19 protein-coding genes are annotated in these 23,166 nt (G+C 72.1%); 6 read left to right on the top strand and 13 right to left on the bottom strand.

Annotated elements, in window-relative coordinates; genetic code table 11:
* Positions 1 to 43 precede the first annotated feature (43 nt).
* Both AB0A61_RS36960 and AB0A61_RS36955 read right to left on the bottom strand, forming a co-directional pair.
* Complete coding sequence (locus AB0A61_RS36960; protein ID WP_361302693.1) at positions 44 to 1,537, bottom strand: hypothetical protein; 1,494 nt, start codon at positions 1,535 to 1,537, stop codon at positions 44 to 46.
* Positions 1,534 to 1,773 (bottom strand): hypothetical protein, encoded by a 240-nt coding sequence (locus tag AB0A61_RS36955; protein WP_361302690.1) that lies wholly within the window; start codon positions 1,771 to 1,773, stop codon positions 1,534 to 1,536. Before AB0A61_RS36955 ends, AB0A61_RS36960 begins: the two co-directional genes overlap by 4 nt.
* On the opposite strand from AB0A61_RS36955, the gene AB0A61_RS36950 reads away from it, so the two are divergent.
* Entirely contained in the window at positions 1,772 to 2,914 is a 1,143-nt protein-coding gene (locus AB0A61_RS36950; RefSeq protein ID WP_361302687.1) for an aminoglycoside phosphotransferase family protein, read from the top strand. The two genes, AB0A61_RS36955 and AB0A61_RS36950, sit on opposite strands and share 2 nt — an antisense overlap.
* A 271-nt stretch (positions 2,915 to 3,185) precedes the next feature.
* The gene (locus tag AB0A61_RS36945; RefSeq protein WP_361302684.1) at positions 3,186 to 5,165 is read left to right on the top strand and encodes a peptidoglycan recognition family protein; all 1,980 of its coding nucleotides are present in this window, start codon (positions 3,186 to 3,188) and stop codon (positions 5,163 to 5,165) included.
* 104 nt (positions 5,166 to 5,269) lie between these two features.
* Here AB0A61_RS36945 and AB0A61_RS36940 read toward each other — a convergent pair whose 3' ends face one another.
* The 7 genes from AB0A61_RS36940 to AB0A61_RS36910 form a co-directional block, all read right to left on the bottom strand.
* Entirely contained in the window at positions 5,270 to 5,767 is a 498-nt protein-coding gene (locus tag AB0A61_RS36940; RefSeq protein WP_361302681.1) for a hypothetical protein, read from the bottom strand.
* 77 nt (positions 5,768 to 5,844) lie between these two features.
* Complete coding sequence (locus AB0A61_RS36935) at positions 5,845 to 6,444, bottom strand: ABATE domain-containing protein (RefSeq protein WP_361302678.1); 600 nt, start codon at positions 6,442 to 6,444, stop codon at positions 5,845 to 5,847.
* Positions 6,445 to 6,560: 116 nt separating this feature from the next.
* Positions 6,561 to 6,803: a DUF397 domain-containing protein gene (locus AB0A61_RS36930; protein ID WP_361302676.1), complete on the bottom strand. Its 243-nt coding sequence runs from the start codon at positions 6,801 to 6,803 to the stop codon at positions 6,561 to 6,563.
* A gap of 82 nt (positions 6,804 to 6,885) precedes the next feature.
* Positions 6,886 to 8,052 (bottom strand): thiolase domain-containing protein, encoded by a 1,167-nt coding sequence (locus AB0A61_RS36925; RefSeq protein WP_361302673.1) that lies wholly within the window; start codon positions 8,050 to 8,052, stop codon positions 6,886 to 6,888.
* Positions 8,049 to 9,098: a thiolase domain-containing protein gene (locus AB0A61_RS36920; RefSeq protein ID WP_361302670.1), complete on the bottom strand. Its 1,050-nt coding sequence runs from the start codon at positions 9,096 to 9,098 to the stop codon at positions 8,049 to 8,051. Before AB0A61_RS36920 ends, AB0A61_RS36925 begins: the two co-directional genes overlap by 4 nt.
* Entirely contained in the window at positions 9,095 to 10,045 is a 951-nt protein-coding gene (locus tag AB0A61_RS36915) for an OB-fold domain-containing protein (RefSeq protein WP_361302667.1), read from the bottom strand. The genes AB0A61_RS36920 and AB0A61_RS36915 overlap by 4 nt, the downstream gene beginning before the upstream one ends.
* A 24-nt stretch (positions 10,046 to 10,069) precedes the next feature.
* Positions 10,070 to 10,870, bottom strand: a complete 801-nt coding sequence (locus tag AB0A61_RS36910) for a crotonase/enoyl-CoA hydratase family protein (protein WP_361302664.1) — start codon at positions 10,868 to 10,870, stop codon at positions 10,070 to 10,072.
* A gap of 187 nt (positions 10,871 to 11,057) precedes the next feature.
* On the opposite strand from AB0A61_RS36910, the gene AB0A61_RS36905 reads away from it, so the two are divergent.
* On the top strand, positions 11,058 to 12,677 hold the full coding sequence (locus AB0A61_RS36905; protein WP_361302661.1) for an acyl-CoA synthetase: 1,620 nt from the start codon (positions 11,058 to 11,060) through the stop codon (positions 12,675 to 12,677).
* 287 nt (positions 12,678 to 12,964) lie between these two features.
* Here AB0A61_RS36905 and AB0A61_RS36900 read toward each other — a convergent pair whose 3' ends face one another.
* A complete protein-coding gene (locus AB0A61_RS36900; protein ID WP_361302658.1) occupies positions 12,965 to 13,822 on the bottom strand; it encodes an alpha/beta hydrolase in 858 nt (285 codons plus the stop codon).
* A 191-nt stretch (positions 13,823 to 14,013) separates the two neighbouring features.
* On the opposite strand from AB0A61_RS36900, the gene paaK reads away from it, so the two are divergent.
* Complete coding sequence (paaK, locus tag AB0A61_RS36895; protein WP_361302655.1) at positions 14,014 to 15,306, top strand: phenylacetate--CoA ligase PaaK; 1,293 nt, start codon at positions 14,014 to 14,016, stop codon at positions 15,304 to 15,306.
* 121 nt (positions 15,307 to 15,427) lie between these two features.
* Entirely contained in the window at positions 15,428 to 16,642 is a 1,215-nt protein-coding gene (locus AB0A61_RS36890; protein WP_361302652.1) for an MFS transporter, read from the top strand.
* Positions 16,643 to 16,756: 114 nt separating this feature from the next.
* Here the strand turns inward: AB0A61_RS36890 and AB0A61_RS36885 are convergent, their stop codons facing one another.
* From AB0A61_RS36885 to AB0A61_RS36875, 3 genes are all read right to left on the bottom strand, one after another.
* Positions 16,757 to 18,277 (bottom strand): acyl-CoA synthetase, encoded by a 1,521-nt coding sequence (locus tag AB0A61_RS36885; protein WP_361302649.1) that lies wholly within the window; start codon positions 18,275 to 18,277, stop codon positions 16,757 to 16,759.
* 119 nt (positions 18,278 to 18,396) lie between these two features.
* Positions 18,397 to 19,974 (bottom strand): acyl-CoA synthetase, encoded by a 1,578-nt coding sequence (locus AB0A61_RS36880; RefSeq protein ID WP_361302646.1) that lies wholly within the window; start codon positions 19,972 to 19,974, stop codon positions 18,397 to 18,399.
* Positions 19,971 to 21,080 carry a nitronate monooxygenase gene (locus AB0A61_RS36875; protein ID WP_361302643.1) on the bottom strand — a complete coding sequence of 370 codons (1,110 nt, stop codon included), beginning with the start codon at positions 21,078 to 21,080 and terminating at the stop codon, positions 19,971 to 19,973. Before AB0A61_RS36875 ends, AB0A61_RS36880 begins: the two co-directional genes overlap by 4 nt.
* A gap of 172 nt (positions 21,081 to 21,252) precedes the next feature.
* Here AB0A61_RS36875 and AB0A61_RS36870 point away from each other — a divergent pair, with 172 nt between their 5' ends.
* Positions 21,253 to 23,037 (top strand): serine hydrolase, encoded by a 1,785-nt coding sequence (locus AB0A61_RS36870; protein ID WP_361302640.1) that lies wholly within the window; start codon positions 21,253 to 21,255, stop codon positions 23,035 to 23,037.
* Positions 23,038 to 23,166 lie beyond the last annotated feature (129 nt).

The following is a 23,166-nucleotide window of genomic DNA, read 5'->3' as shown; positions in this document are numbered from 1 at the left end:
CTCTTTGTGCCCGTGCCCGTATCCGTTCGTCAAACCCGCGCCGTCAGACCTGTGCGCCGGTGGCGCTTCTGCCCTTCGCCTTGGGCAGCGCCAGTCGGATCTCCTCCCGCAGTTCATGGATCTTCGGATAGCTGGCGTACTGGGCGGTGAGCCGGTACATCTGGCGCAGGCGGTCCCAGGTGCGGTGGGAGGAGTTGGAACCCATCGACACAAGGGCCAGCCGTGCGTAGCGGTCCGCCTGTTCGGGGTCGTCGGCGATGAAGCAGGCCGAGGCCATCGACAGGAAGTCGAAGATCTTCGAGCGCTGCCTGCCGTCATTGCGCAGGGACAGGGCCTTCTCTGCGTAGTACTGGGCGTGCGCGGCCGCGCCGGGCTCGAACTCGGCCAGGGTCCGGTAGGCGAGGGCCTGCATGCCGTACAGGTCCTCCTCCTTGAAGGTCTGCATCCAGCTCGGCGGCGGCACGTCGCCCTTGTCGGAGACGAACAGGTCCTCCGCCTGCCCCAGGGTGCGGCGCATGGCGTGGCCCTTGCCCATCGACGCCTGCGCCCAGGCCTCGATCGTGCAGAGCATCGCCCTGGTGCGGGGCAGCACCTGGTCGCCGGAGCCGGACTGGGCGAGCTTCATCAGATCCAGCGCGTCGTCGGGCCGTCCCAGGTGCACCATCTGGCGGGCCGCCCGGGAGAGCGCCTCGCCGGCGCGGGGCCGGTCGCCGCCCTCGCGTGCGGCATGGGCGGCGATGACGAAGTACTTCTGGGCGGTGGGTTCCAGGCCGACGTCGTGGGACATCCAGCCCGCGAGGACGGCGAGGTTGGCGGCGACGCCCCACAGGCGCCGCTGGAGGTGGGGTGGGTGGTGGTAGGCGAGCATGCCGCCCACTTCGTTGAGCTGTCCCACCACCGCCTTGCGCTGCAGCCCGCCGCCGCGGGCCGCGTCCCAGGCTCGGAACACCTCCACCGAGCGCTCCAGTTCCTCGATCTCCTGCGACCCGATGGGGGCGGCCTCGTAGCGGTCGAACCCGGCGGGGTCGGCGTGCAGGGGTTGGTCGGGGCCGGGGGCGTCGGCCGTGAGGGTCGGATCGGTCTGCAGCCAGTCGTGCATGGCGCTGCTGAGTGCGGATCCCGCGGCGAGCGCGGCACCCGCGCCCACCAAGCCGCGTCGGTTGAGCATGAGGTCCATTCCCGTGAATTCGGTGAGGACCGCGGCGGTCCGCTCGGGCGCCCACGGCACTCCGTCGGGATGTTCCGCACTCCCGCCGCCCTGCCGTTTCCCCGTGCGCCCGTGCCGTACCAGACCGAGGTCCTCGATGGTCACGACACGGCCGAGACGCTCGGTGAACAGGGCCGCCAGCACCCTCGGCACCGGATCGCGCGGGATCTCCCCCATGTCGATCCAACGCCGCACCCGCGAGGTGTCGGTCGCCAGCTGGGGGTGACCCATGGCCGCCGCCTGCCGGTTGACCAGCCTCGCGAGTTCTCCCTTGGACCAGCCGGCCAGGCCGAACAGGTCCGCGAGACGGGTGTTGGGTTGTCCTGTCACGTCAAGCCCCCAGGTACTCGGCTGAGTTGACAGTAGACCCGCCCGGAGTTGCCGGGCGAGTATTCGCCAGGGTTCGCCAGGGTGCGCCAGATGGTGTGCCAGTGGCGGTCGGGTGTCAGGTAGAACCGCGCCACCCCGACCCGGTCACCGAGGGACATTCCCCAGGGTGCACCCGGGCGGCCGGGCCGGGCAGCGCGCACCACCAGCAGGCACACGAAGGGATCTGTCTCGCCCATGTACGCAGCATCGTCCTCCGTGTCCGCCCCGCCCCGGTCGCTGCGCCCCCGCCCGGGCAGCGGCGGCCCCTACCTCGACCCTGCCGCACGTCCGGCGGCGCCCGTACTCGGTGCCGGCCGGCCCAGGCGTCCCGCGGGGCTCGGCACCCCGCCGCTCAGCGGACGGCTGGACCTGTCCGGCCCCCAGGGCAGCCAGTTGCGCACGGCGATCGCCTCGGTGCACCGGATCTGCCCGGAGTTCGCCCCCGTGCAGGTGCTGCGCCGCAGCGGACGTTCCGTGCTCCTGGTCGGTACGACCGGACGCAGCACGGCCGTCGCCAAGTGCTTACTGGACCACTCCCCGGCGTGGGCCGAGCGCTACCGGCACGAGATAGCCGCATACCGCTCGTTCGTCCGGCACCGGCCGCCGGTACGGGCGCCCCGCCTGATCGCGGCGGACCCGGACAACTGCACGCTGGTCATCGAGCGCATGCCCGGCCGGGTGGCCGCGCTCCAGCGGCATCCGGCGGAGGCCCCGCCGCGGGCGGACATCAGGGCGGCCCTCTCCGCGATCTGCCGGCTGAACGCCTGGCGGCCGCCGGCGGGCACCTTCGACGCCCCGCTGGACTACGCCGCCCGGATCGCCCGCTACCACGAACTGGGGCTGCTCACCGACCGGGACATGGGCGACCTGCAGAAGCTGCTGCACGGCATCGCGCACGCCGCGGGCCGACAGGGCATGGGCCAGTTCTGCCACGGCGACGCGCTGCTCGCGAACATCCTGCTCTCACCGGCCGGTCCAGTGCTGGTGGACTGGGAGCACGCGGGCTGGTACCTGCCGGGCTACGACCTGGCGACGCTGTGGTCGGTCCTCGGCGACGCGCCCGTGGCGCGGCGGCAGATCAGCCAGCTGGCCCAGGCGGCGGGGCCGGCCGCGCGCGACGCCTTCCTGGTGAACCTCATGCTGGTGCTGACCCGTGAGATCCGCACCTACGAGACGGCCGTGCAGCGCTCGATGCACGACGCGGCCCCGGCGGCACCGGGCCCGGCCCACCCTGGTGCTGCGCCGTCCGGCGAGGAACAGCGGCTGCTGCTGCGGCGGCTGCACGACGACTGCCAGCTGGCCCGGCGGGCCGTGCGTGCGGCGGTCGGCACTCGCTGACGGGGACGACGGTCCGTGGCGCGCCACCGAAGGCGGCGCGCCGCGGACTTTGTCGTATCCCGCTTCCGGAGCACCCTCACGGGGGCCATTGGTATAAGCCACTGACGCCCCGCAGGCCCGCGAGCCGCCGCCACGAAACTCGCCGGAACCCCGCTTGACGTGGGAAATCACCTTCCTGTGCGCATGATTGACGGATCGTCGGCAAGCCGGTACCACTGACCCACGCCGGCCCCGCACGCTCCGTCACGCTTGAGTGCCCCAGGAGGCTGCATTGCGAGGATCCGTCACCGACCCCAGACCCGAGCCGGGCCACAGACGCACCCGCAAGACCGCGGGCGCACTCGCGTCCGCGGTCCTGCTGCTGCCGTTGCTGGGCGCCGCCCCGGCGGAACGTGCCGCCGCGTCCGACCCGGGCCGGCTGCAGCGGGCGTTCTCCGCCGCGTCCACCAGGTACCACGTGCCGCTCAGCATCCTGCTTGGCGTCTCCTACCTCCAGTCCCGCTGGGACGCGCACGGCGGCGCGCCGAGTGTGACCGGCGGGTACGGCCCGATGCACCTGACGGACGCGCGCACCGCGCTGAGCCGGGCCCCGCACCACAGCGAAGGCGCCGAGGACGCGCGCGGCGACGCCGCCCGTAGGGCCCTGCACCCGGCCACGAAGCTGCCGAAGGCCTCCGCGCTGCCCGCCCGGCTGAAGACGCTGACCAGGGCGGCCGAGCTCTCCGGCATCCCGGCCGAGCGGCTGCGCACCGACGAGGCCGCGAACGTGGCGGGTGGTGCCGCGCTGCTGGTCGCGGCCCAGAAGAAGCTGCATGAGCCGCTGAGCGAGGACCCCGCGGCCTGGTACGGGGCGGTCGCCCAGTTCTCCGGCGCGGACGACAGCGCGACCGCGGCGGCCTACGCGAACGACGTGTACGACGTGATCCGCACCGGCCGGCAGCGCACCACGGACGCCGGGCAGCGGATCGTCCTGGCCGCGCGGCCCCACCTCGCCCCCGACACCGCCCAACTGCGGCGGACGGGGCTGCGCCATGTCTCCTCCGCCGGTACGGAGTGCCCCGCCGCGGTCTCCTGCGAATGGATTCCGGCGCCGTACCAGCAGTTCGGCGACAACGACTACGGCAACCACGACCTCGGTGACCGGCCGGTGTCCCAGAGCATCCGGTACATCGTCATCCACGACACGGAAGGCCGCTGGGACGGCGTCATCAACCTCGTCCAGGACCCCACCTATGTGTCGTGGAACTACACGCTGCGCTCCACCGACGGGCACATCGCCCAGCATGTGAAGGCCAAGGACGTGGCCTGGCACGCGGGTAACTGGTACATCAACGGCAAGTCGATCGGCCTGGAGCACGAGGGCTTCCTCGCCTCGCCGGACTCCTGGTACACGGAGGCGATGTACCGGTCCTCGGCGCGGCTGGTGAAATACCTCGCCGAGAAGTACGGCATTCCGCTGGACCGGCAGCACATCCTCGGCCACGACACGGTGCCGGGCCCGACCACCGCGGGCATCCCCGGGATGCACACCGACCCGGGCCCCTACTGGGACTGGCGGCACTACTTCGAGCTGCTGGACCACCCCTTGGAGCCCACCGCCGGCAAGAACGGCGGGCTGGTCACGATCCGCCCCGACTACACGGCCAACCGTCCGGAGTACACCGGCTGCGACGCCGGCGGCGTGCCGTGCGCGGCGCACGGTTCCAGCGAGGTACGGCTGTACTCACAGCCCGACACCTCCGCACCGCTGATCAAGGACATCGGTCTGCGGCCGGACGGCAGCGGATCCACCATCGACGTGAACGACGTGGGATCACGTGCGGAGACCGGGCAGCAGTACGCGGTCGCCGACCGCCAGGGCGACTGGACGGCGATCTGGTACCTGGGGCAGAAGGCGTGGTTCCAGAACCCGGCGAAGCAGCCCGCGGCGGTGGACGCGGCCGGTCTGGTGGTGACGCCGAAGGCGGGGCTGGACAGCGTGCCGGTGTACGGGCGCGCCTATCCCGAGAAGGCGGCCTATCCGGCGGGCGTCCCCGCCCAGCCCGTCTCCGCGCTGCCGTACAAGCTGCTCGCGGGCCAGAAGTACGTGGTGGGCGACACGGTGCCGGGTGAGTACCTGTACGCGGTCACCTTCACCACGGACTCGCACCGGGTCGTGGTGGGCAAGGACCCGTACTACGAGATCCAGTTCGGCCACCGGGTCGCGTTCGTGCGGGCCGCGGACGTGGTGGTGCGGCCGTCGGGCTCGTAGCACGCGCATCCGGAAGGGCCGGTCCCCCCTCGGGCGGGGGCCGGCCCTTCCTGCGCCGGTCGGGCGGCGGTGGACGGGAGCCGAGGAATCGAGGGGCCGGGCTGTCAGCCCTGCTGGAAGAGCTCGGCGGGCAGCGGCTTGAGGAGGGCGTACAGGTCGTCGGTGATCGGGCGGTCCCAGGCGGCGATGGTGACCAGGACGCCGTCGCTGCGGTCGAACTGCACGCAGGAGATCCGGCTCTCGGAGAGCTTCAGACGCCGCACGATCAGGAGGTTGTCGCCCTGCAGCACCGGCATGTCCTCGACACCGACGACGGTGATCTCCTCGTCGTTCCCCAGGGCCAGGAGCAGCTGCGCCGCCTCGAAGGGGATCTCGCCCTCGGCGACGTCGCGGGCCGGGGAGCCCTCCGGCAGATTGCCGATGATCATCGCGGTCCCGCGGCCGCCGAAGAGGTCGTAGCGCAGGAAGACACCCTGGCAGGTGCCGTCGGGCGCGGGAAGCAGCCCGGCACCCAGGTTGCCGGGCCAGTCGCCCGGGTCCATGGCCAGTACGTCGAAGTCGGGCCCGGCGGGCGTGGCGCTGCGGCGACGGAGGAACGACATGCGGCCATGGTACGTGTCCCGGCCTGCGGTGTGACGTGCGGTAGGCCACCGGGGGGCGCGGAATCGACCGGAGCGGGCTACGCGGTCTTCCGGTGACGATCGTGGTGGCGGGCGACCCGGGCCCGGTTGCCGCAGGAGGGCTTGCACCACTCCTGGCGGAGGTGCTCCCTGAGGAAGTAGCGCACACAGCGCGGCGCGTGGCAGGCGCGCAGCCGCAGCCGGTCGGGGCCGGCGAGGAAGGCGATGGCGGCCTGGGCAAGCGCCGGGGTCGGCTCGCCGGGGCCGCTGACGGCCCGGCGCCGGACGACGGGTTCGGCGTCCTCGTCCCAGTTCGGGGCCGGCACGGTGGGTGTGCGGGCGGCCTCCGCGTTGAGCCGCTCGACGGCGTCGGCCACGGGCATCAGCCGGCCGGCGTCGGCGGGGCTCGGCTCGGCGGGGCGGACGGCGCGGGTGAACAGGGCGCGGACTGCGGCGCGCAGGTCGTGGACGGCGGCGAGGACGGCCGCGTCGGCCAGGTAGAGGTCGGCGTGCGGTACGACGGACGGGTGGGCGCGGACCCAGGCAGTGAGCCCGTGCGGGTCGGCCAGGTCGTCGGCGAGGCCGCCCTGGCCGTCGTGGCGGATGGTGAGGGCCAGGTCGAGGGTGGGGCGCGCGTCTGTGCCGGGCGGGTCCTTCATGCCCCGCATGCTGGGCGCCCTTGATGACAGGCGCACCGCCGTCCATTGGCTCCCTGCCGGGACCGGCCGGGCACCGGCGTCGGCCACGGCAGGGCCTTGGTTCACCGGTTCACCTGTCAGGTGAGGTCGAACTCCCCCTCTCGTGCCCCCGAGACGAACGCGCCCCACTCCGCGGGAGTGAAGATCAGGGAGGGACTTTCCGGGCGGCCGCTGTTGCGCATCGCGATGAATCCCTCGACAAAGGCGATCTGGACATCCCCCAGGCCGCGGCTGCTGGACTGCCACTCGGCGTTGCTCAGGTCCAGGTCCGGCTTGTCCCATCCCGCGAGCGGGTGCTGCTGGATAGTGCTCTCGGCCACGTCCGTGCTCCTCCCGAATCGTCGTCCGCGGCCAGCCTAGCGATCGCGTCGGACCGCCGACAGGCCACGTGTGGGGGACCTTTCAGGAGTCGGGACGCCGCGATCCCACGAGCCACATGGAGAAGAACTGGGACCCTCCGCCGTAGGCGTGTCCGAGGACCCTCCTGGCCCCCTCCACCTGGTGTTCTCCGGCCTGCCCACGCACCTGGAGGGCCGCCTCCGCAAAGCGGATCATGCCCGAGGCGCCGATCGGATTGGTGGAGAGGACACCGCCCGACATGTTGACGGGCAGGTCCCCGTCGAGCTCGGTCACCCCGGACTCGGTGAGCTTCCAGCCCTCGCCCTCCTCGGCGAAACCGAGGTTCTCCAGCCACATGGGCTCGTACCAGGAGAACGGCACGTACATCTCGACGGCGTCGATGTCCCGGCGCGGATCGGCGATGCCGGCCTGCCGGTAGACGTCGGCGGCACAGTCCTTGCCGGCCTGCGGCGAGACGAAGTCCTTGCCCGCGAAGAGGGTGGGCTCGCTGCGCATGGCTCCGCCCAGCATCCAGGCGGGCGGCCGGGGCGCGCGGGCGGCTCCGGTGCGGCCGGTGAGGACCATGGCGCAGGCGCCGTCGGAGGACGGGCAGGTCTCGGAGTAGCGGATCGGGTCCCACAGCATCGGCGAGGCCTGGACCTTCTTCAGGGTGATGTCCTGTTCGTGGAGGTGGGCGTAGGGGTTCTTCAGGGCGTTGCGCCGGTCCTTGTAGGCGACCAGGGAGCCGATCGTGTCGGGCGCTCCGCTGCGCCGCATGTAGGCGCGGACGTGCGGGGCGAAGAAGCCGCCCGCGCCGGCGAGCAGCGGCTGCTGGAAGGGGATCGGCAGGGACAGCCCCCACATGGCGTTCGACTCGGACTGCTTCTCGAAGGCCACGGTGAGCACGGTGCCGTGCACCCGGGCGGCGACCAGGCCGGCGGCGACGAGGGCGGTGGATCCGCCGACCGAGCCGGCGGTGTGCACCCGGAGCATGGGTTTGCCGACCGCGCCGAGCGCGTCGGCCAGGTACAGCTCCGGCATCATCACGCCCTCGAAGAAGTCGGGCGCCTTGCCGATGACGACGGCCTCGACGTCCTGCCAGGTCAACTCGGCGTCGTCCAGGGCCCGGCGGGCGGCCTCCCGGACCAGCCCGGCGATGGACACGTCCCGCCGCGCCGCCACGTGCTTGGTCTGGCCGATCCCTACGACGGCCACGGGCTCCTTGCTCATCGGGGATCCCCTTCGAGTACGGCGACCAGGTTCTGCTGCAGACAGGGGCCGGAGGTGGCGTGGGCCAGGGCGCGGTCGGACTCCCCCCGCTGGATGCGGGCGGCCGCCTCGCCGATGCGGATCAGCCCCGCGGCCATGACCGGGTTGGCGGCGAGGGCCCCGCCGGACGGGTTGACGCGGACGCCGGCGCCGAGCCTGAGCGCCTTGCGCAGCACCACTTCCTGCGAGGTGAAGGGCGCGTGCAGCTCGGCGGTGTCGACCGGCCGGTCGAAGGCACCGGCCCGTTCGGCGGCCATGCGGGTGGACGGTGAGTCGGTCAGGTCGCGCACTCCGAGCCCGTGCGCCTCGATCCGGTGGTCGGCACCCCGGATCCAGGCGGGCCGGGGGCACAGGTCGCGGGCCCTTTCCCCGGCCGCGAGGATCACCGCGGCGGCGCCGTCGCCGATGGGCGGGCAGTCGCCGGTGTGCAAGGGCCGTACCACGTAGTCGCCGTGGGGCACCGAACCGCGCAGCTGGGCATGGGAGTTGGCGGCCGCGGCCGCGCGGCTGCGGGCGCCCACGGCGGCGAGCGCGGGCTCGTCGGTCTCCCCCGCGTCGATCAGGGCCCGGGCCTGGAGGGCGGCCAGGGCGACGGAGTCCGGCCACAGCGGCGCCAGGTAGTACGGGTCGAGCTGCCGGGTGAGCACGTCGCGCACCGAGCCGGGCGAGGACTTGCCGTACGAGTACACCAGTGCGGTGTCGGCGTCCCCGGTCAGCAGTTTCGTCCACGCCTCGTACAGCGCCCACGCGCCGTCCATCTCGACGTGCGACTCGGAGATCGGCGGCCAGGCGCCGACACCGTCGAGGGCGAGGGTGAAGGAGAAGGCCCGTCCGGCGAGATAGTCGCTGGAGCCGGAGCAGGTGAAGCCGATGTCGGCGGTCTTCAGGCCGGTCTGGGCGAGGACGTCGTGCAGGACCGGCATGAGCATCTCCACCTCGGAGAGCTCGTCGCTGGTGCGCCGGTGGTCGGTCTGTGCGAAGGCCACAACGGCGATCTTCCGCGTCACAGCAGCTCCTTGTAGGTCTCGTAGTCCGCGTCGGGTTCGCCGGTGGGCCGGTAGTGGTCGGGGTAGCGGGCCCCGTCGGTCCACACCGGCTCGACCCGCAGCCCCATCCGCACCTGGTCGTAGGGGATTCCACCGATGCGGCCGTGCAGGGCCAGGTCGGCACCGTCGAGGGCGATGTGCGCGTAGACGTACGGCACCTCGATGTCGAGATTCGGTGTATGTGCGGCCTTGATGTTGACGATGCAGAAGGTGGTGACCGTGCCGCGGGGACCGACTTCCACCTGGTCCGTCGTGGCGACACCGCAGGTGGGGCAGGCGCCTCTGGGCGGTACGTAGACCTTGCGGCAGGACGGGCAGCGCTCGCCGACGGTCCGCCGGCCGGAGAGGGCGTCGATGTAGGCGGACTGGGCGCGGCCGGGCGAGTAGGTGTAGTCGAGCCGGGCGGCTGCGACGATGCCGGTGACCGGATCCGCGAACTCACCGCTGTGGCCGGTCGTTGCGGACGCGTCGCCCTCGTACGGTTCGAAGCAGGCGATGTCCGTGATCGCGCCGGAGCGTTCGCCGGCCCACCGGATCCGCACACGCATGCCGGTGTGGACGCTGTCCGGTCCGGGCGCGTCCAGGGCGTGCAGCAGGGCGGTGTCGGCGCCGTCGAGGCGGACCAGGACCCAGGCGAAGGGCGTGGGAAGGGGCTGGCCACGGCGTGGTTCGGAGTTCCACGCCCAGGTCGTGACCGTGCCGGTGGCGGCGACCTCGACGAGGTGGCGGAGTTCCTCGGCGGTGACGGGGTCGTATTCGACGGGCGGCACCAGGGTCCTGCCGTCCGCGGCCCTCACCCCGAGGACGAGGCGTTCCCGCAGTCCGGTCAGGAAGGCGCTCTGCACGGGGCCGAGGGAACGGGTGAAGGGGAACTCGACCACGAGGGGGGCTTTGAGGATGTCGGGCATGGCGGGCTTGCTCCTTCGCCTCGGTCACGCACGCTTGTAGACGGGCGGCCGCTTCTCGGTGAAGGCGCGGGCGCCCTCCTTGGCGTCGGCCGTGTCGAACACCGGCCAGCCGCGCCTGAGTTCGGCGGCCAGACCCTCGGTCTCGGTCAGTTCGGCGGTCTCGTACACGGACGCCTTCACGGCCTCGACGGCCAGAGGGCCGCAGACGTTGATCTGCCCGGCGATCTCCAGCGCCTTGGTGAGCGCGGTGCCGTCGGGGACGACATGGCCGACGAGACCGATGTCCGCTGCCTCGCGGGCGCCGTACGGGCGGCCGGTGAGCAGCATCTCCAGGGCGTGGGTGCGCGGGATCTGGCGTTGCAGCCGGACCGTGGAGCCACCGATCGGGAACAGGCCGCGCCTGACCTCGAACAGGCCGAAGGTCGCGGACTCGCCCGCGACCCGGATGTCGGTGCCCTGGAGGATCTCCGTGCCACCGGCCACGCAGTACCCCTCGACGGCGGCGATCACCGGCTTGCGGGGGCGGTGGTGGCGCAGCATCGCCTTCCAGTGCAGGTCCGGGTCGGCCTTGAGCCGGTCGCGGTACCGCTCCCCCCGCATGCCCTGGCCGGCCAGGGCCTTGAGGTCCATCCCGGCGCAGAACGTTCCGCCGGCGCCGGTGAGCACGATCGAGCGGATCGCGTCGTCCTCGTCGGCCGCCAGCCAGCCGTCGTACAGGCCGACCAGCATGGGAAGCGAGAGGGCGTTCTTGGCGTCGGGCCTGTTGAGCGTGAGCACCAGTGTGGCGCCTTCGCGCCGCACGGTGAGGTGTTCCGTCCCACCCATTGCGGTCTCCCGTCTGCTGAACGAGAACAGGTTGCAGGAGTGGGGAGGGCACTTCAAGAGTTTTCTGACAGGCAGTCAGATTTCTGCTGCGCGGGCCCTTCACAGTTGCGGTGCCCTTTGCTCTGATGACCGGCGAGCCGACGCATGCGCCTTTCTTCGCCGAGCGTTGCCTGGGTCAGGAGGAGCGGTGGAGTACAACCTTGCCGACCTGTTCGAGTCGGTCGTCGACGTGGTCCCGGACCGCGAGGCACTCGTGTACGTCGATCACCCGGGAACGGGCGCCGAACGCCGGCTCACGTACGCGGAGCTGGACGCGGCCGCGAACCGAATCGGCCACCACCTGATCGACAGCGGGATCCGCCCCGGCGAGCACCTCGGTCTGCACCTGTACAACGGCGTCGAGTACCTGCAGACGGTGCTGGGCTGTCTGAAGGCCCGGGTCGTCCCGGTCAACGTCAACTACCGTTACGTCGAAGAGGAGTTGGTGTACCTCTACCGGGACGCCGATCTGGTGGCGCTGGTGTTCGACGCGGAGTTCACCGACCGGGTGGCGGCCGCCCTGCCGCGCGCGGAGCGACTGCGGCACCTGGTGCGGGCGGGGGCGCCGGAGCCCGGGTGCCGGGAGGTGCCGGCCGCCGCCTTCCGGGACGCCGAGGCGGCGGGGTCGCCCGAACGCGGATTTCCCGCGCGGTCGGCGGACGACCAGTTCATCATCTACACCGGCGGCACGACCGGGATGCCCAAGGGCGTGATGTGGCGGCAGGAGGACTTGTTCTTCTCCGGGCTCGGCGGCGGCGCACCGACCGGGGAGCCGGTCAAACGGCCGCAGGAGCTGGCGGAAAGGGTGGCGGCCGGCGGCGCCGGCATCACCTTCTTCCCCACTCCCCCGCTGATGCACGGCACCTCCACCCTCACGGCGTTCATCGGCTTCCACTTCGGGCAACGCATCGTGGTCCACCGCAAGTTCGTGGCCGAGGAAGTACTGCGGACCGTCGAGAAGGAGAAGGTCACCAGCATGTCGCTGGTGGGCGACGCGATGCTGCGGCCGCTGATCGACGCGCTGAACGGACCCATGAAGGGCACCGACTGCTCCTCGCTGTTCAGCGTGTCGTCGTCGGGCGCGATCCTGTCGGAGACGGTGCGCAGGCAGTTTCGCGAACTGGTACCCGACGCGATGCTGCTGAACAACTTCGGCTCCTCGGAGTCCGGGTTCAACGGCACGGCGACGGAGGACTCCGGACCCGGGCGCGGCTTCCGCATCCGCGTCAACTCCCGTACGCGGGTGGTCGATCCGGCAACGCACGAGCCGGTGGCCGTCGGCGAGGTGGGCCGGGTCGCCCAGTGCGGCCACGTGCCGCTCGGCTACTACAACGATCCGGGGAAAACGGCCGAGACGTTCTTCGAGAAGGACGGCGAGCGCTGGGTGCTGCTCGGCGACATGGCAACCGTCGACGAGGAGGGTGTGGTCACGGTGCTCGGCCGGGGCTCGCAGTGCATCAACACCGGCGGCGAGAAGGTGTACCCCGAGGAGGTCGAGCAGGCGCTCAAGTCCCATCCGGACGTCTACGACGCGCTGGTGGCCGGGGTGCCGGACGCGACCTGGGGCAACCACGTGGCGGCCGTGGTGCAGCTGCGCGAGGGCGCCCCCCAGCCGTCACTCGAGCAGATCCAGGCACACTGCCGCGCCCAGCTGGCGGGTTACAAGATCCCGCGCCAGTTGGTGATCACCGAGTCCGTCCGGCGCTCGCCGAGCGGCAAGGCGGACTACCGGTGGGCGCGGCAGGTGGCGGCGGCGGCCGCGCGCTGACTGATCTCCCGCCCCACCGGACCGTCTCGTGTGAAGGAGCGCAGACGTCGTACAGCGAGCGCTGTTGGCCCGGCGGTCGGCCTCACGCGGCTGCAACCAGCTCACGGCCCCGGGCCGCCCTGGAGGCGGCCGGACGGCGCGCCGACCGATCGGCGCCACGCACCCGCGGCGTTGCTCACCGGCCGACGCGGTTCTCGCCGGCACCGGAATCCAGTCCGGGACACGACACGACCTCCCGGGCACGGCACGACCTGCACCAGGTATGCCTACTCGCCCTTCAGCCGCACCTACTTCGTCGGCGGCAGTCCGGGGCCGCCGAGGAACGTGCCGACGCGCCGTACGAACCAGTCGGGGTCGTCCAGCCACGGATAGTGCCCGGCGCCGGGCTGCACCGCGACCTCGGAGTGCGGGAAGGCCTCGGCGGCACGACGGGCCGGCTCGGGGCGGGGTCCGCCGTCAAGTCCGCCGGTGAGAACGAGAACCGGGGCGGTCAGATCCTGGAGTGCGGCACGCGTGGCGACCGGGTCGAACGCGGCCTCGGCGAAGTAACGGTCGGCGGCCTCTTCGTTGGTCTGCTGCTCGTCGGCCTCGGCGTGGGCGCGGGCGGTCTCGTCCCAGCGACCGTAGAAGAAGGGGGCGCACGCCGCGTCGTAGTCGCCCGTACCGGCCAGCCAGGACCGCAGCGCCGGATACGCCTGGTCGAACCACGGCTCGTCCTCGCGCATCCGGGCCGCGGCCAGCCGGTCCTCGGCACCCGCGCGCATACCGAGAGGCCGCAGGGCGGTACTGACCAGTACGAGCCGTGCGACCCGCCGGGGACGCCGGGCCGCGTACAGCACGGCCAGGCTGCCACCGGCCGAATGCCCGAGCAGGTCCATCCGGTCCAGGCCCAGGTGCAGGCGCAGGGCCTCCACGTCGTCCACCTGCCGGTCGCAGCGGTACGTCGCGGGGTCCGCCGGCACCGCGGAGTCCCCCGTGCCGCGCAGGTCGAGCAGGACCAGCCGGCGGTGGGCAGCAAGGCCGCCCAGGTCGCCGAGGTAGGCGGAGGCCCGCATCGGGCCTCCGGGCAGCACGACGAGAGGCTCACCCTCCCCACGCACGTGGTAGGCCAGCTGTGTCCCGTCGGGCGCGGTGAAGGTCGGCACGGGCTCGATCATCCCGGCGCGCCGGCTCCCGCCACAATGCCTTTTCCGCAGGACGACGGCCCCACCGGTGTCGTCGAGAAAGTGGCCGCCAAAGTCTTGCCCGGGGAGCGGCGGCCTGGATTACTGATCTCCAGCGCCTCGACCGAATGATCGGTCGCCCGTAGGGAGATGGTTGGTGAGGGAGAACCCCGATGGCGGATGCGACGGAGCTGCTGGACTCGGGGGAACGGCTGGACGCGCAGGAGCTGCGGTCGCTGCAGCTGGAGCGGCTGCGGGCCTCGCTGGGGCACGCCTATGAGAACGTGCCCTTCTACCGCGACTCCTTCGACAAGGCGGGGGTACGTCCCGACGACTGCCGTTCGCTCGCCGACCTCGCCCTCTTCCCCTTCACCACCAAGGCGGACCTGCGGGAGAACTACCCGTACGGGATGTTCGCCGTACCGCGGGACCGCATCCGCCGCATCCATGCCTCCAGCGGTACGACCGGACGCCCCACGGTCGTCGGCTACACCGACAGCGACCTGTCCATGTGGGCGGACATGGTGGCCCGTTCGATCCGCGCAGCCGGTGGGCGTCCCGGCGACACCGTCCATGTCGCCTACGGCTACGGGCTGTTCACCGGTGGCCTCGGGGTCCACTACGGCGCCGAACGGCTCGGCTGTACGGTCGTCCCCGCGTCCGGGGGCATGACGGCCCGTCAGGTGCAGCTGATCCAGGACCTGCGGCCCCGGATCATCATGGTGACCCCGTCGTACATGCTCACCCTCCTCGACGAGTTCGAACGCCAGGGCGTCGACCCGCGCGGCACCTCCCTGCGCGTCGGCGTCTTCGGTGCGGAGCCGTGGACCGAGGAGATGCGGCGGGAGATCGAGGAACGGTTCGCGATCGACGCGGTCGACCTCTACGGGCTGTCGGAGGTGATCGGTCCGGGGGTCGCGCAGGAGTGCGTGGAGACCAAGGACGGCCTGCACATCTGGGAGGACCACTTCTATCCCGAGGTCGTCGACCCGATCACGGGTGAGGTGCTGCCGGAGGGGGCTCAGGGCGAGCTGGTGTTCACCTCGCTCACCAAGGAGGCCATGCCGGTGATCCGCTACCGGACGCGGGACCTGACGCGGCTGCTGCCCGGCACGGCGCGCGTCTTCCGGCGCATGGAGAAGGTCACCGGCCGCAGCGACGACATGGTGATCCTGCGCGGCGTGAACCTCTTCCCCACCCAGATCGAGGAGATCGTGCTGCGCACCCCGGGCGTCGCACCCCACTTCCAGCTGTGGCTCACCCGCGAGGGCCGCCTCGACGCCCTCACGGTGCGCGCCGAGGCCCGCCCCGACGCCGGGCCCGAGGTGCGGCAGGCCGCCGCACGGGCCATCGCGACGGCGGTGAAGGACGGCATCGGCGTGTCGGTCGCGGTGGAGATCGTCGAACCGGAGTCGCTGGAGCGGTCGGTGGGCAAGATCAGGCGGATCGTGGATCTGCGCTCGTGACGGACGTCCGTGTGTGGTTCGCGCCCGGCCACGGACGCGAGAGTACAGCGCGTTCCTGAGCGGGCGGCATGCACGCCGGGCCCCGGTGGCCGCCTCTCGGCGGAGCCTCTAGCGTCAGGTTATGCACTCGGCGGGCGGCAAGCAGGTCGTTCAGACGGCACCCGGCCTCTCCGCCGGACCAGTCGCGCTGGCCTGGCTCACCCAGTTCCTCGTGGGAACCGATCTGTTCGTGGTGGCACCGCTGCTTCCCGCCATCGCCGCGTCGTTCGGCGTCTCCGCGACCAGCACCGGCTTGCTGGTCACGGCCTTCTCGATCGCCTATGTGGTGGCCTCGCCCTTCGCGGGCTGGCTCTCCGACCGCAGGGACCGTGCCACGGTCCTGGTGGGGGCCCTGGTGCTGTTCTCGTTGGCCAACACCGCCACCGCCCTGGCTCCCGGCTTCGGCCTGCTGCTGCTGACCCGCGTGGTGGCCGGCGTCGCAGCAGCCGCCACCGGCCCCACTGTGTACGCACTGGTCAGCACCCGTGCCCGGCCCCAGGCCCGGGCCCAGGTGCTGGCCGTCGTGGGATCGGGCCTGCTGACCGCCCTGTGGGTGGGCGCCCCGGCCGGGTCGCTGCTGGGCCGCCATCTGGGCTGGCAGGCCGCCTTCGTCATCCTGGCCGGGGGCACGTTCCTGCTGGCGTTCCCCCACGCGTTCGTCTGGCGTGCCCGGCCGGTCCCGGCGGCCGCGGCCCCGGGGCGGACGCCGGAGCCGGGCGGGCGGACCGGTACCCGCGTCGCGATGTCCGCCGTCGCGGTCACCGCGCTGTGGGCCTTCTCCGTGTACTGCCTCTACACCTTCCTGGCGGTCGCGCTGCACGCCGACGGCAGGGCGGGCCGCGAGACGTGGCTGCTGGTGGTCTACGGCGTCGGCGCCGTCGTGGGCGGTCAGGTGGGCGGCCGGTTCGCCGACCGGGCGGGGGCCGTGCGGGTCGCCAGGTCGGCGCTGGCGCTGACCGCCGTGCTGGAGGCCGTCGTGGCGCTGATGTACCCCGTCACCTGGGCCCTGGCCTGCGCGCTGGGGCTCTTCGCGCTGGCCGCGTATGCCTTCTTCCCCGCCCAGCAGCGCCACCTGGTCGACCTGTTCCCCGAGTGGGCGACGGCGATGCTGTCGTGGAACAACAGCGCGCTGTTCGTGGGCCTGTCCCTGGCGGGCGCCGCAGGGGGGCAGATCATGGACGCCCTCAGCTACCCGGCGCTGCTGTACATCGGCGCCGCCGTGGCCGTGCTGGCGTGCCTGACGGCCGGCGGCCGGCCCCGCGGGGAGCAGCCCCGCGGCGAGGAGGTGCGGCGATGACGCGATTGCCGTGCGCCGGTGCGCCGGCCGTCGGCGATGTGCGCGGGCAGGGCCTGTTCGAGCCGAGCGTGTCGCCGTTCATGCCCCCGCCTTCGTGTCTGCCCTGCGGGAGACTCAGGTCTGGACGGGGTTCGTCCGCTCTCCGCCGAACCGGTCCCGCAGTTCCCGCTTGAGGATCTTGCCGCTGGCGTTGCGCGGCAGTGCGTCGACGAACAGGACCCGCTTGGGCGCCTTGAAGGGGGCGAGGTGCTCGCGGGCGTGGGTGATCAGGTCGGCCTCGGTGACCTCTCCGCTCGCAACGACGAACGCCGTGACGGCTTCGATCCACCGGTCGTCGGGCAGGCCGACGACCGCCACCTCGGCGACTTTCGGATGCGTGTACAGCGCGTCCTCGACCTGACGCGAGGCGACCAGCACACCACCGGAGTTGATGACGTCCTTGACCCGGTCGACCACGGTGAAGTAGCCGTGCGCGTCGCGCACCGCGAGGTCGCCGGAGTGGAACCAGCCGTCCCGGAAGGCCTCGGCGGTCTCCTCGGGCTTGTCCCAGTAGCCCTCGCACAACTGCGGGGAGCGGTAGACGATTTCGCCGGGTGTGCCGTCGGGCGCGTCCTTGCCGTCCTCGTCCACCACCCGGGCGTCCACGAACAGCACCGGCCGCCCGCAGGAGTCCATGCGGCCCTTGTGCTCGTCGGGTGCCAGGACCATGGCCAGGGGGCCGATCTCGCTCTGTCCGAAGCAGTTGTAGAACGCCAGCTCGGGCAGGCGGGCGCGCAGCCGCTCAAGGACGGGCACCGGCATGATGGAGGCCCCGTAGAACGCCTTGCGCAGCGCGTCCAGGTCGCGGGTGGCGAAGTCGGGGCGGTTGGCCAGACCGATCCACACCGTGGGCGGCGCGAACAGGCTGTCCACCCGACCGGCCTCGATCAGGTCGAACAGCCGGTCGCCGTCGGGCGCGTCGAGGACGATGTTCGTCGCGCCGACCGCGAGGTACGGCAGCAGAAAGACGTGCATCTGCGCCGAGTGGTACAGCGGCAGCGAATGCACGGGCCGGTCGCCCGCGCCGAGGTCGAGCGCGGTGATCGCGCTCAGGTACTCGTGGACCAGGGCCCGGTGGGTCATCATCGCGCCCTTGGGCAGGGCGGTCGTGCCGGAGGTGTACAGCAGTTGCACGAGGTCCTCGGCGCGCGGCTCGGGCCCGTCGTACGGCGGTGTCTGCGCCAGCCTCGCCAGGAGCGAGTCGCCGGTGTCGCGCAACGGCAGGGTCCTCGTGCTCTGGGGCAGCCGGCCCGCGAGGGCCGGGTCGGCGAGCACCAGCGTGCAGCCGGACTGGCCGACGATGTACGTGAGGTCGTCGCCGGTGAGGTTCTGGTTGACCGGCACGTGCACCAGGCCGGCGCGGGCGCAGGCGAGAAAGCCGATCAGATACGCGTCGGAGTTGTGCCCGTAGGCACCCACCCGGTCGCCCGGCGTCAGACCCTGGTCGAGCAGGACGCCGGCCGCCCGGGAGACGGCGTCGTCGAGTTCCCCGTACGTCCAGGAGCGCTCGCCGTACTCGACGGCGACCCGCGCCGGGGTGCGCCGGGCGCTGCGGCGCAGGACTCCGTCAACCGTGCTCCCCTGTCCAGGCGTCATGACACGTGATCCTCGGCCTGCCGCACGGACAGGTCAAGCACTCGGCCTTCCCTCGCACACCCTTTTGCGCGGTTCGCGTCCCGGTTCGGCCGCGGGCACGTCCCGCCCGGTGTCCACGGTCAGACCGGCCGGGTGCGTCCTTCCCAGTGCGGGTCGCGCAGCCGCCGCTTGTACAGCTTGCCGTTGGGATCGCGGGGCATCTCGGCGATGAAGTCGACGCTCCGGGGCCGCTTGTAGCCGGCGAGCCGGCGGGCGCAGTGGTCCAGGAGGGCGGCGGCCAGATCCGGGCCCGGCCGGTGCCCGTGGGCGGGTTCGACGACGGCCTTGACCTCCTCGCCCCAGTCGTCGTGCGGCACGCCGAAGACGGCGGCGTCTGCGACGGCGGGATGGGCGAGCAACGCGGACTCGATCTCCGCCGGGTAGATGTTGACGCCGCCCGAGATGATCATGTCGATCTTGCGGTCGCGCAGGAAGAGGTAGCCGTCCTCGTCGAGGTAGCCCAGGTCGCCCACGGTGAAGAAGTCCCCGATGCGGTTCTTGCGCGTCTTCGCCTCGTCCTTGTGGTAGGAGAAGCCGCCGGTGGTCATCTTCATGTAGACGGTGCCCAGTTCCCCGGGCGGCAGCCGCCTGCCGTCGTCGTCGAAGATCGCGAGCTCGCTGATCGGCCAGGCCTTGCCCACGGTGCCGGGTTTCTTCAGCCAGTCCTCGGCGGTGGCGAAGGCTCCGCCGCCCTCGCTGGCCGCGTAGTACTCCTCCACACAGTGGCCCCACCAGTCGATCATGGCCCGTTTGACGTGGTCGGGGCAGGGTGCCGCGCCGTGGATGGCGTGCCGCATGGAGGAGACGTCGTAGCGGGCCCGCACCTCCTGGGGGAGGGCCAGCAGCCGGTGGAACTGGGTGGGGACCATGTGCGTGTGGGTGCACCGGTGGGCGTCGATGAGACGGAGCATCTCCTGTGGTGTCCACTTGTCCATGAGGACCAGCCGGTGCCCGATGTGCAGCGACGCGCCCGCGAACTGGAGCACGGCCGTGTGGTAGAGCGGCGAGCACACCAGGTGCACGTTGTCGTCGAAGGGCCGGATGCCGAAGATGCCGAGGAAGCCGCCCAGGTAGGCCTCCTCGGGCGGTTTGCCGGGCAGCGGGCGCCGGATGCCGCGCGGGCGGCCGGTGGTGCCCGAGGTGTAGTTCATGACCCAGCCGAGGGTGCGGTCCGCGGGCACCGAGTCCGGCTGCCCCTCCAGGAGTTCGGAGTAGGGCCGGAAGCCCTCGACCGCCCCGACCGCGTACCGCTGGGTGGCGGGCAGCCCCGCCTCGTGGGCCGCCTGGCGTGCGGACTCCGCGAACCGCTGGTGCGCGATGAGCACCTTGGCACCCGAGTCCGCGACGATCCAGGCGATCTCCGGGCCGACGAGGTGGTGGTTGACGGGGACGAGATAGAAGCCGGCCTGGCTCGCGGCCAGGTACGCGGTGAAGAACTCGACGCCGTTGGGCAGGACGACCGCGAAGGCGTCGCCGCGTTCCAGGCCGGCCGCGCGCAGCCCGTGGACGAGCCGGTTGGCGGCGGCGTGCAGCCGTCCGGCGGTCCACTCCGCGCCGTCCGGGGCGACCAGGATCCCGCGGTCGGCGTCGGCGGTGGCCTGGGCCCAGAAGCCGGTGGGGGGTGCGCTCTCGGCGCCTGCACGGGGGCTGCTCGTCACTTGCCGCTCCTTCCGGCGATGCGGTTGATGCGGTCGACCGCCTGCTCGAAGCCGCGGGTGAGGTCGTCGAAGACGGCCTGGACACTGCGCTCGCCGGTCATCCGGCCGACGATCTGGCCGACGGGAGTGCCGAGCAGCGGTTCGACCTCGTACTTCTGGATACGGGAGACCGCCTCGGCGACCAGCAGGCCCTGCAGCGGCATGGGCAGCGTGCCGGGCCCGTCCGGATCCTCCCAGGCGTCGGTCCACTCGGTGCGGAGCTGGCGTGCGGGTTTGCCGGTCAGCGCGCGGGAGCGGACGGTGTCGCCGGAGCCGGCGGCGAGCAGTTTGCGGGTCAGGGCGGGCGAGTGGAGGTCGGCCTCGGTGGTGGTGAGCCAGACGGAGCCCAGCCACACGCCCTGGGCACCGAGGGCGAGCGCGGCGGCCATCTGCTGCCCGCTGCCGATGCCGCCCGCGGCCAGCACGGGCAGCGGGGCGACGGCGTCGACGATCTCGGGGGTGAGCACCATGGTGGCGATCTCGCCGGTGTGGCCGCCCGCCTCGTAGCCCTGGGCGACCACGATGTCGATGCCCGCGTCCTTGTGCTTGTGGGCGTGCCGGGCACTGCCGGCGAGCGCGGCGACCAGGACGCCCCGGTCGTGGGCGCGGGTCACCACGTCGGCGGGCGGGGAGCCGAGAGCGTTCGCGAGCAGTCCGATCGGGTAGTCGAAGGCGACGTCGAGCTGGGTGCGGGCGACCTGCTCCATCCAGCCGGTGATGCGCCAGCCGGACGTCTCTCCCCCGGGCAGTTCGGGTACGCCGTGCCGGGCGAGGGTTTCCCGGACGAACTGCCGGTGCCCCTCGGGGATCATCGCCTCGACGTCCGCCTCACTGACTCCTTCGACCTTCTTGGCGGGCATGACGACGTCCAGGCCGTAGGGCCGGCCCTCGGCGTGTGCCTCCAGCCAGTCCAGGTCCCGCTTGAGTTCGTCCGGGGCGGTGTAGCGGACCGCGCCGAGCACCCCGAAGCCGCCGGCCCGGCTGATGGCCGCGGCGACGGCGGGGAACGGCGTGAAGCCGAAGACGGCGTGCTCGACTCCGAGTTGCTGGCTCAGCTCCGTCTGCATGGGCGCAGGATGCCGCAGTCCTCCGGACGACGGAAGACCTTTTCTGATAGGCCGTCAGATTCTCTTCGGCCGGTACTCACCGTTGACACCCGCCCCGACTGACACGAAAGTTTCACCGCGCGCAACAAGCCCCGAAAGATACTTTCAGGCGGTGCGACGGGAGGCCCCCACCATGACCGACGATGCGGCAGGCATGGGCGACGGCGGGCTGACCCGCCGCCAACTGGCACGGGCCTCCCTGGTCCTCGGTGGTGCCCTGGCGCTCGCCGCCCTTCCCGCGGGGCCGGCCGGCGCCGCGACCGCGGCCGGTCACCCCACATTGCGGCACGGCTCACCCGAACGCGCCGGTCTCCTCCCCGCCCACCTGCGTCAACTCGTGGCAGACGCGGAGACGTTCCTCGGCCCTTCCCCCAGGCACCCCTGGTATGCGGGCGCCGTGCTGCTCGCCGGGCGCGGCGGCATCGTGGCGCTGCACCAGCCGATCGGCATGGCGGTGCGCTACTCGGCGTACGACGAGAAGACCGACACCGGCGTGGAGTTCCCGCCCGACCGTCGGATCCCCATGTCCCGGGAGACCGTCTTCGACCTGGCCTCCGTCTCCAAGCTGTTCACCTCCCTGCTCGCCGTGCAGCAGATCGAGCGGGGCGCCCTGGCGCTGGAGGGCAGGGTGGCCTCCTACCTCCCGGACTTCGGCCGCGCGGGCAAGCAGAACATCACCATCCGTCAACTCCTCACCCACACCTCGGGGTTCCGCGCCTGGATCCCGCTGTACGAGGCGCCGACCCACGAGGGCAAACTGGAGCTCATCCGGGACGAGGCGCCCGTCAACCCGCCCGGCACCGCCTACCTCTACTCGGACCTGAACCTGATCTCCCTGCAACTCGTCCTGGAACAGATCACGGGACGCGCGCTGGACAGGCTGCTGCGCGAGGAGATCACCGGGCCCCTCGGCCTCGACCGCACCCGCTACAACCCACCCGCCTCCTGGCGCCCGTTGATCGCGGCCACCGAGGACGCCCGCAGGCCCTGGTCCGGGCTGGACCGCGGACTGGTCTGGGGCGAGGTGCACGACGAGAACGCCTTCAGCCTCGGTGGCGTGGCAGGTCACGCAGGGGTGTTCTCCTGCGCGTGGGACCTCGCGGTCCTCGGCCGTACGCTCCTCAACGGCGGCGCCTACGGGCGTACCCGCATCCTGCAGGAGGACTCGGTGGAGTTGATGTTCACCGACTTCAACACCGCCTTTCCCGGGAACGAGCACGGCCTGGGCTTCGAGCTGTACCAGCACTGGTACATGGGCGCGATGGCGACCCCGCGCACCGCCGGGCACACCGGCTTCACCGGCACCTCCCTGGTCCTGGACCCGACGACGGACTCCTTCCTGATCGTCCTCGGCAACTCCGTGCACCCGGTGCGCAGCTGGCGCTCCGGATCCGCGCCCCGGGTCGCGGCCGGTAACAACCTGGCGCGGGCCGTACCGGTACGCCCGGCGCGGGGCCGTACGGCCTGGTTCTCGGGCATGACGAGCGCCACCACGGCGACCCTGACCCTTCCCGCGCTCGACACCTCGGCCGGCGGGGCGCGGCTGGGGTGCGCCCTGTGGTGGGACACCGAGCCGCAGTCGGACGTGCTGGTGCTCGAATCGACGGCGGACGGCGGCGCCACCTGGCAGCCGGTCCCGTTCACCACCGAGAGCCGGGGCGAGGAACCCGAGCAGCACCCGGCGGGCAGCGCCACCGGCTTCTCGGGCCGCGTCTGGCACCGGCTGACGGCCGGTCTCCCGGCGGCCCGCCAGGTCGCCCTGCGCTGGCGGTACACGACGGACCGGCTGTACGTGGGCCGCGGAGCCTACGTCGACGCGCTGCGGGTCGAGACGGCCGGCGACATCCTGTTCGACGAGGCACGCCCGGCGGACGCGGCCCGCATCGAGGCCAGGGGGTGGACGGCCCGCGCTGACTAGTGTCCTGCGCCGGAAGTTCCTAGTGCCCCGGCATGCAACGTTCGCCCGTCAAGGAGTGACGTCCGGTGCGTGCTCTCGGCGTGCCGGCCGGAAGTCCTCGTACTGGACGTACTTGGGCTTTCGGCCGGT

Origin of the sequence: Streptomyces sp. NPDC046197, from assembly GCF_040646295.1 — a bacterium.
In the GTDB taxonomy this organism is placed as follows: domain Bacteria; phylum Actinomycetota; class Actinomycetes; order Streptomycetales; family Streptomycetaceae; genus Streptomyces.
The sequence above is the reverse complement of the archived record's forward strand: the minus strand, read 5'-3'. Positions and strand labels throughout refer to the sequence as shown.

Coding starts and splice junctions, on each gene's coding strand:
- AB0A61_RS36890 (WP_361302652.1), top strand. CDS start 15,428: ATGCACTCGGCGGGCGGCAAGCAGGTCGTTCAGACGGCACCCGGCCTC.
- AB0A61_RS36910 (WP_361302664.1), bottom strand. CDS start 10,870: ATGGGTGGGACGGAACACCTCACCGTGCGGCGCGAAGGCGCCACACTG.
- AB0A61_RS36885 (WP_361302649.1), bottom strand. CDS start 18,277: ATGACGCCTGGACAGGGGAGCACGGTTGACGGAGTCCTGCGCCGCAGC.
- paaK (WP_361302655.1), top strand. CDS start 14,014: ATGGCGGATGCGACGGAGCTGCTGGACTCGGGGGAACGGCTGGACGCG.
- AB0A61_RS36875 (WP_361302643.1), bottom strand. CDS start 21,080: ATGCAGACGGAGCTGAGCCAGCAACTCGGAGTCGAGCACGCCGTCTTC.
- AB0A61_RS36870 (WP_361302640.1), top strand. CDS start 21,253: ATGACCGACGATGCGGCAGGCATGGGCGACGGCGGGCTGACCCGCCGC.
- AB0A61_RS36925 (WP_361302673.1), bottom strand. CDS start 8,052: ATGAGCAAGGAGCCCGTGGCCGTCGTAGGGATCGGCCAGACCAAGCAC.
- AB0A61_RS36915 (WP_361302667.1), bottom strand. CDS start 10,045: ATGCCCGACATCCTCAAAGCCCCCCTCGTGGTCGAGTTCCCCTTCACC.
- AB0A61_RS36955 (WP_361302690.1), bottom strand. CDS start 1,773: ATGGGCGAGACAGATCCCTTCGTGTGCCTGCTGGTGGTGCGCGCTGCC.
- AB0A61_RS36940 (WP_361302681.1), bottom strand. CDS start 5,767: ATGTCGTTCCTCCGTCGCCGCAGCGCCACGCCCGCCGGGCCCGACTTC.
- AB0A61_RS36935 (WP_361302678.1), bottom strand. CDS start 6,444: ATGAAGGACCCGCCCGGCACAGACGCGCGCCCCACCCTCGACCTGGCC.
- AB0A61_RS36950 (WP_361302687.1), top strand. CDS start 1,772: ATGTACGCAGCATCGTCCTCCGTGTCCGCCCCGCCCCGGTCGCTGCGC.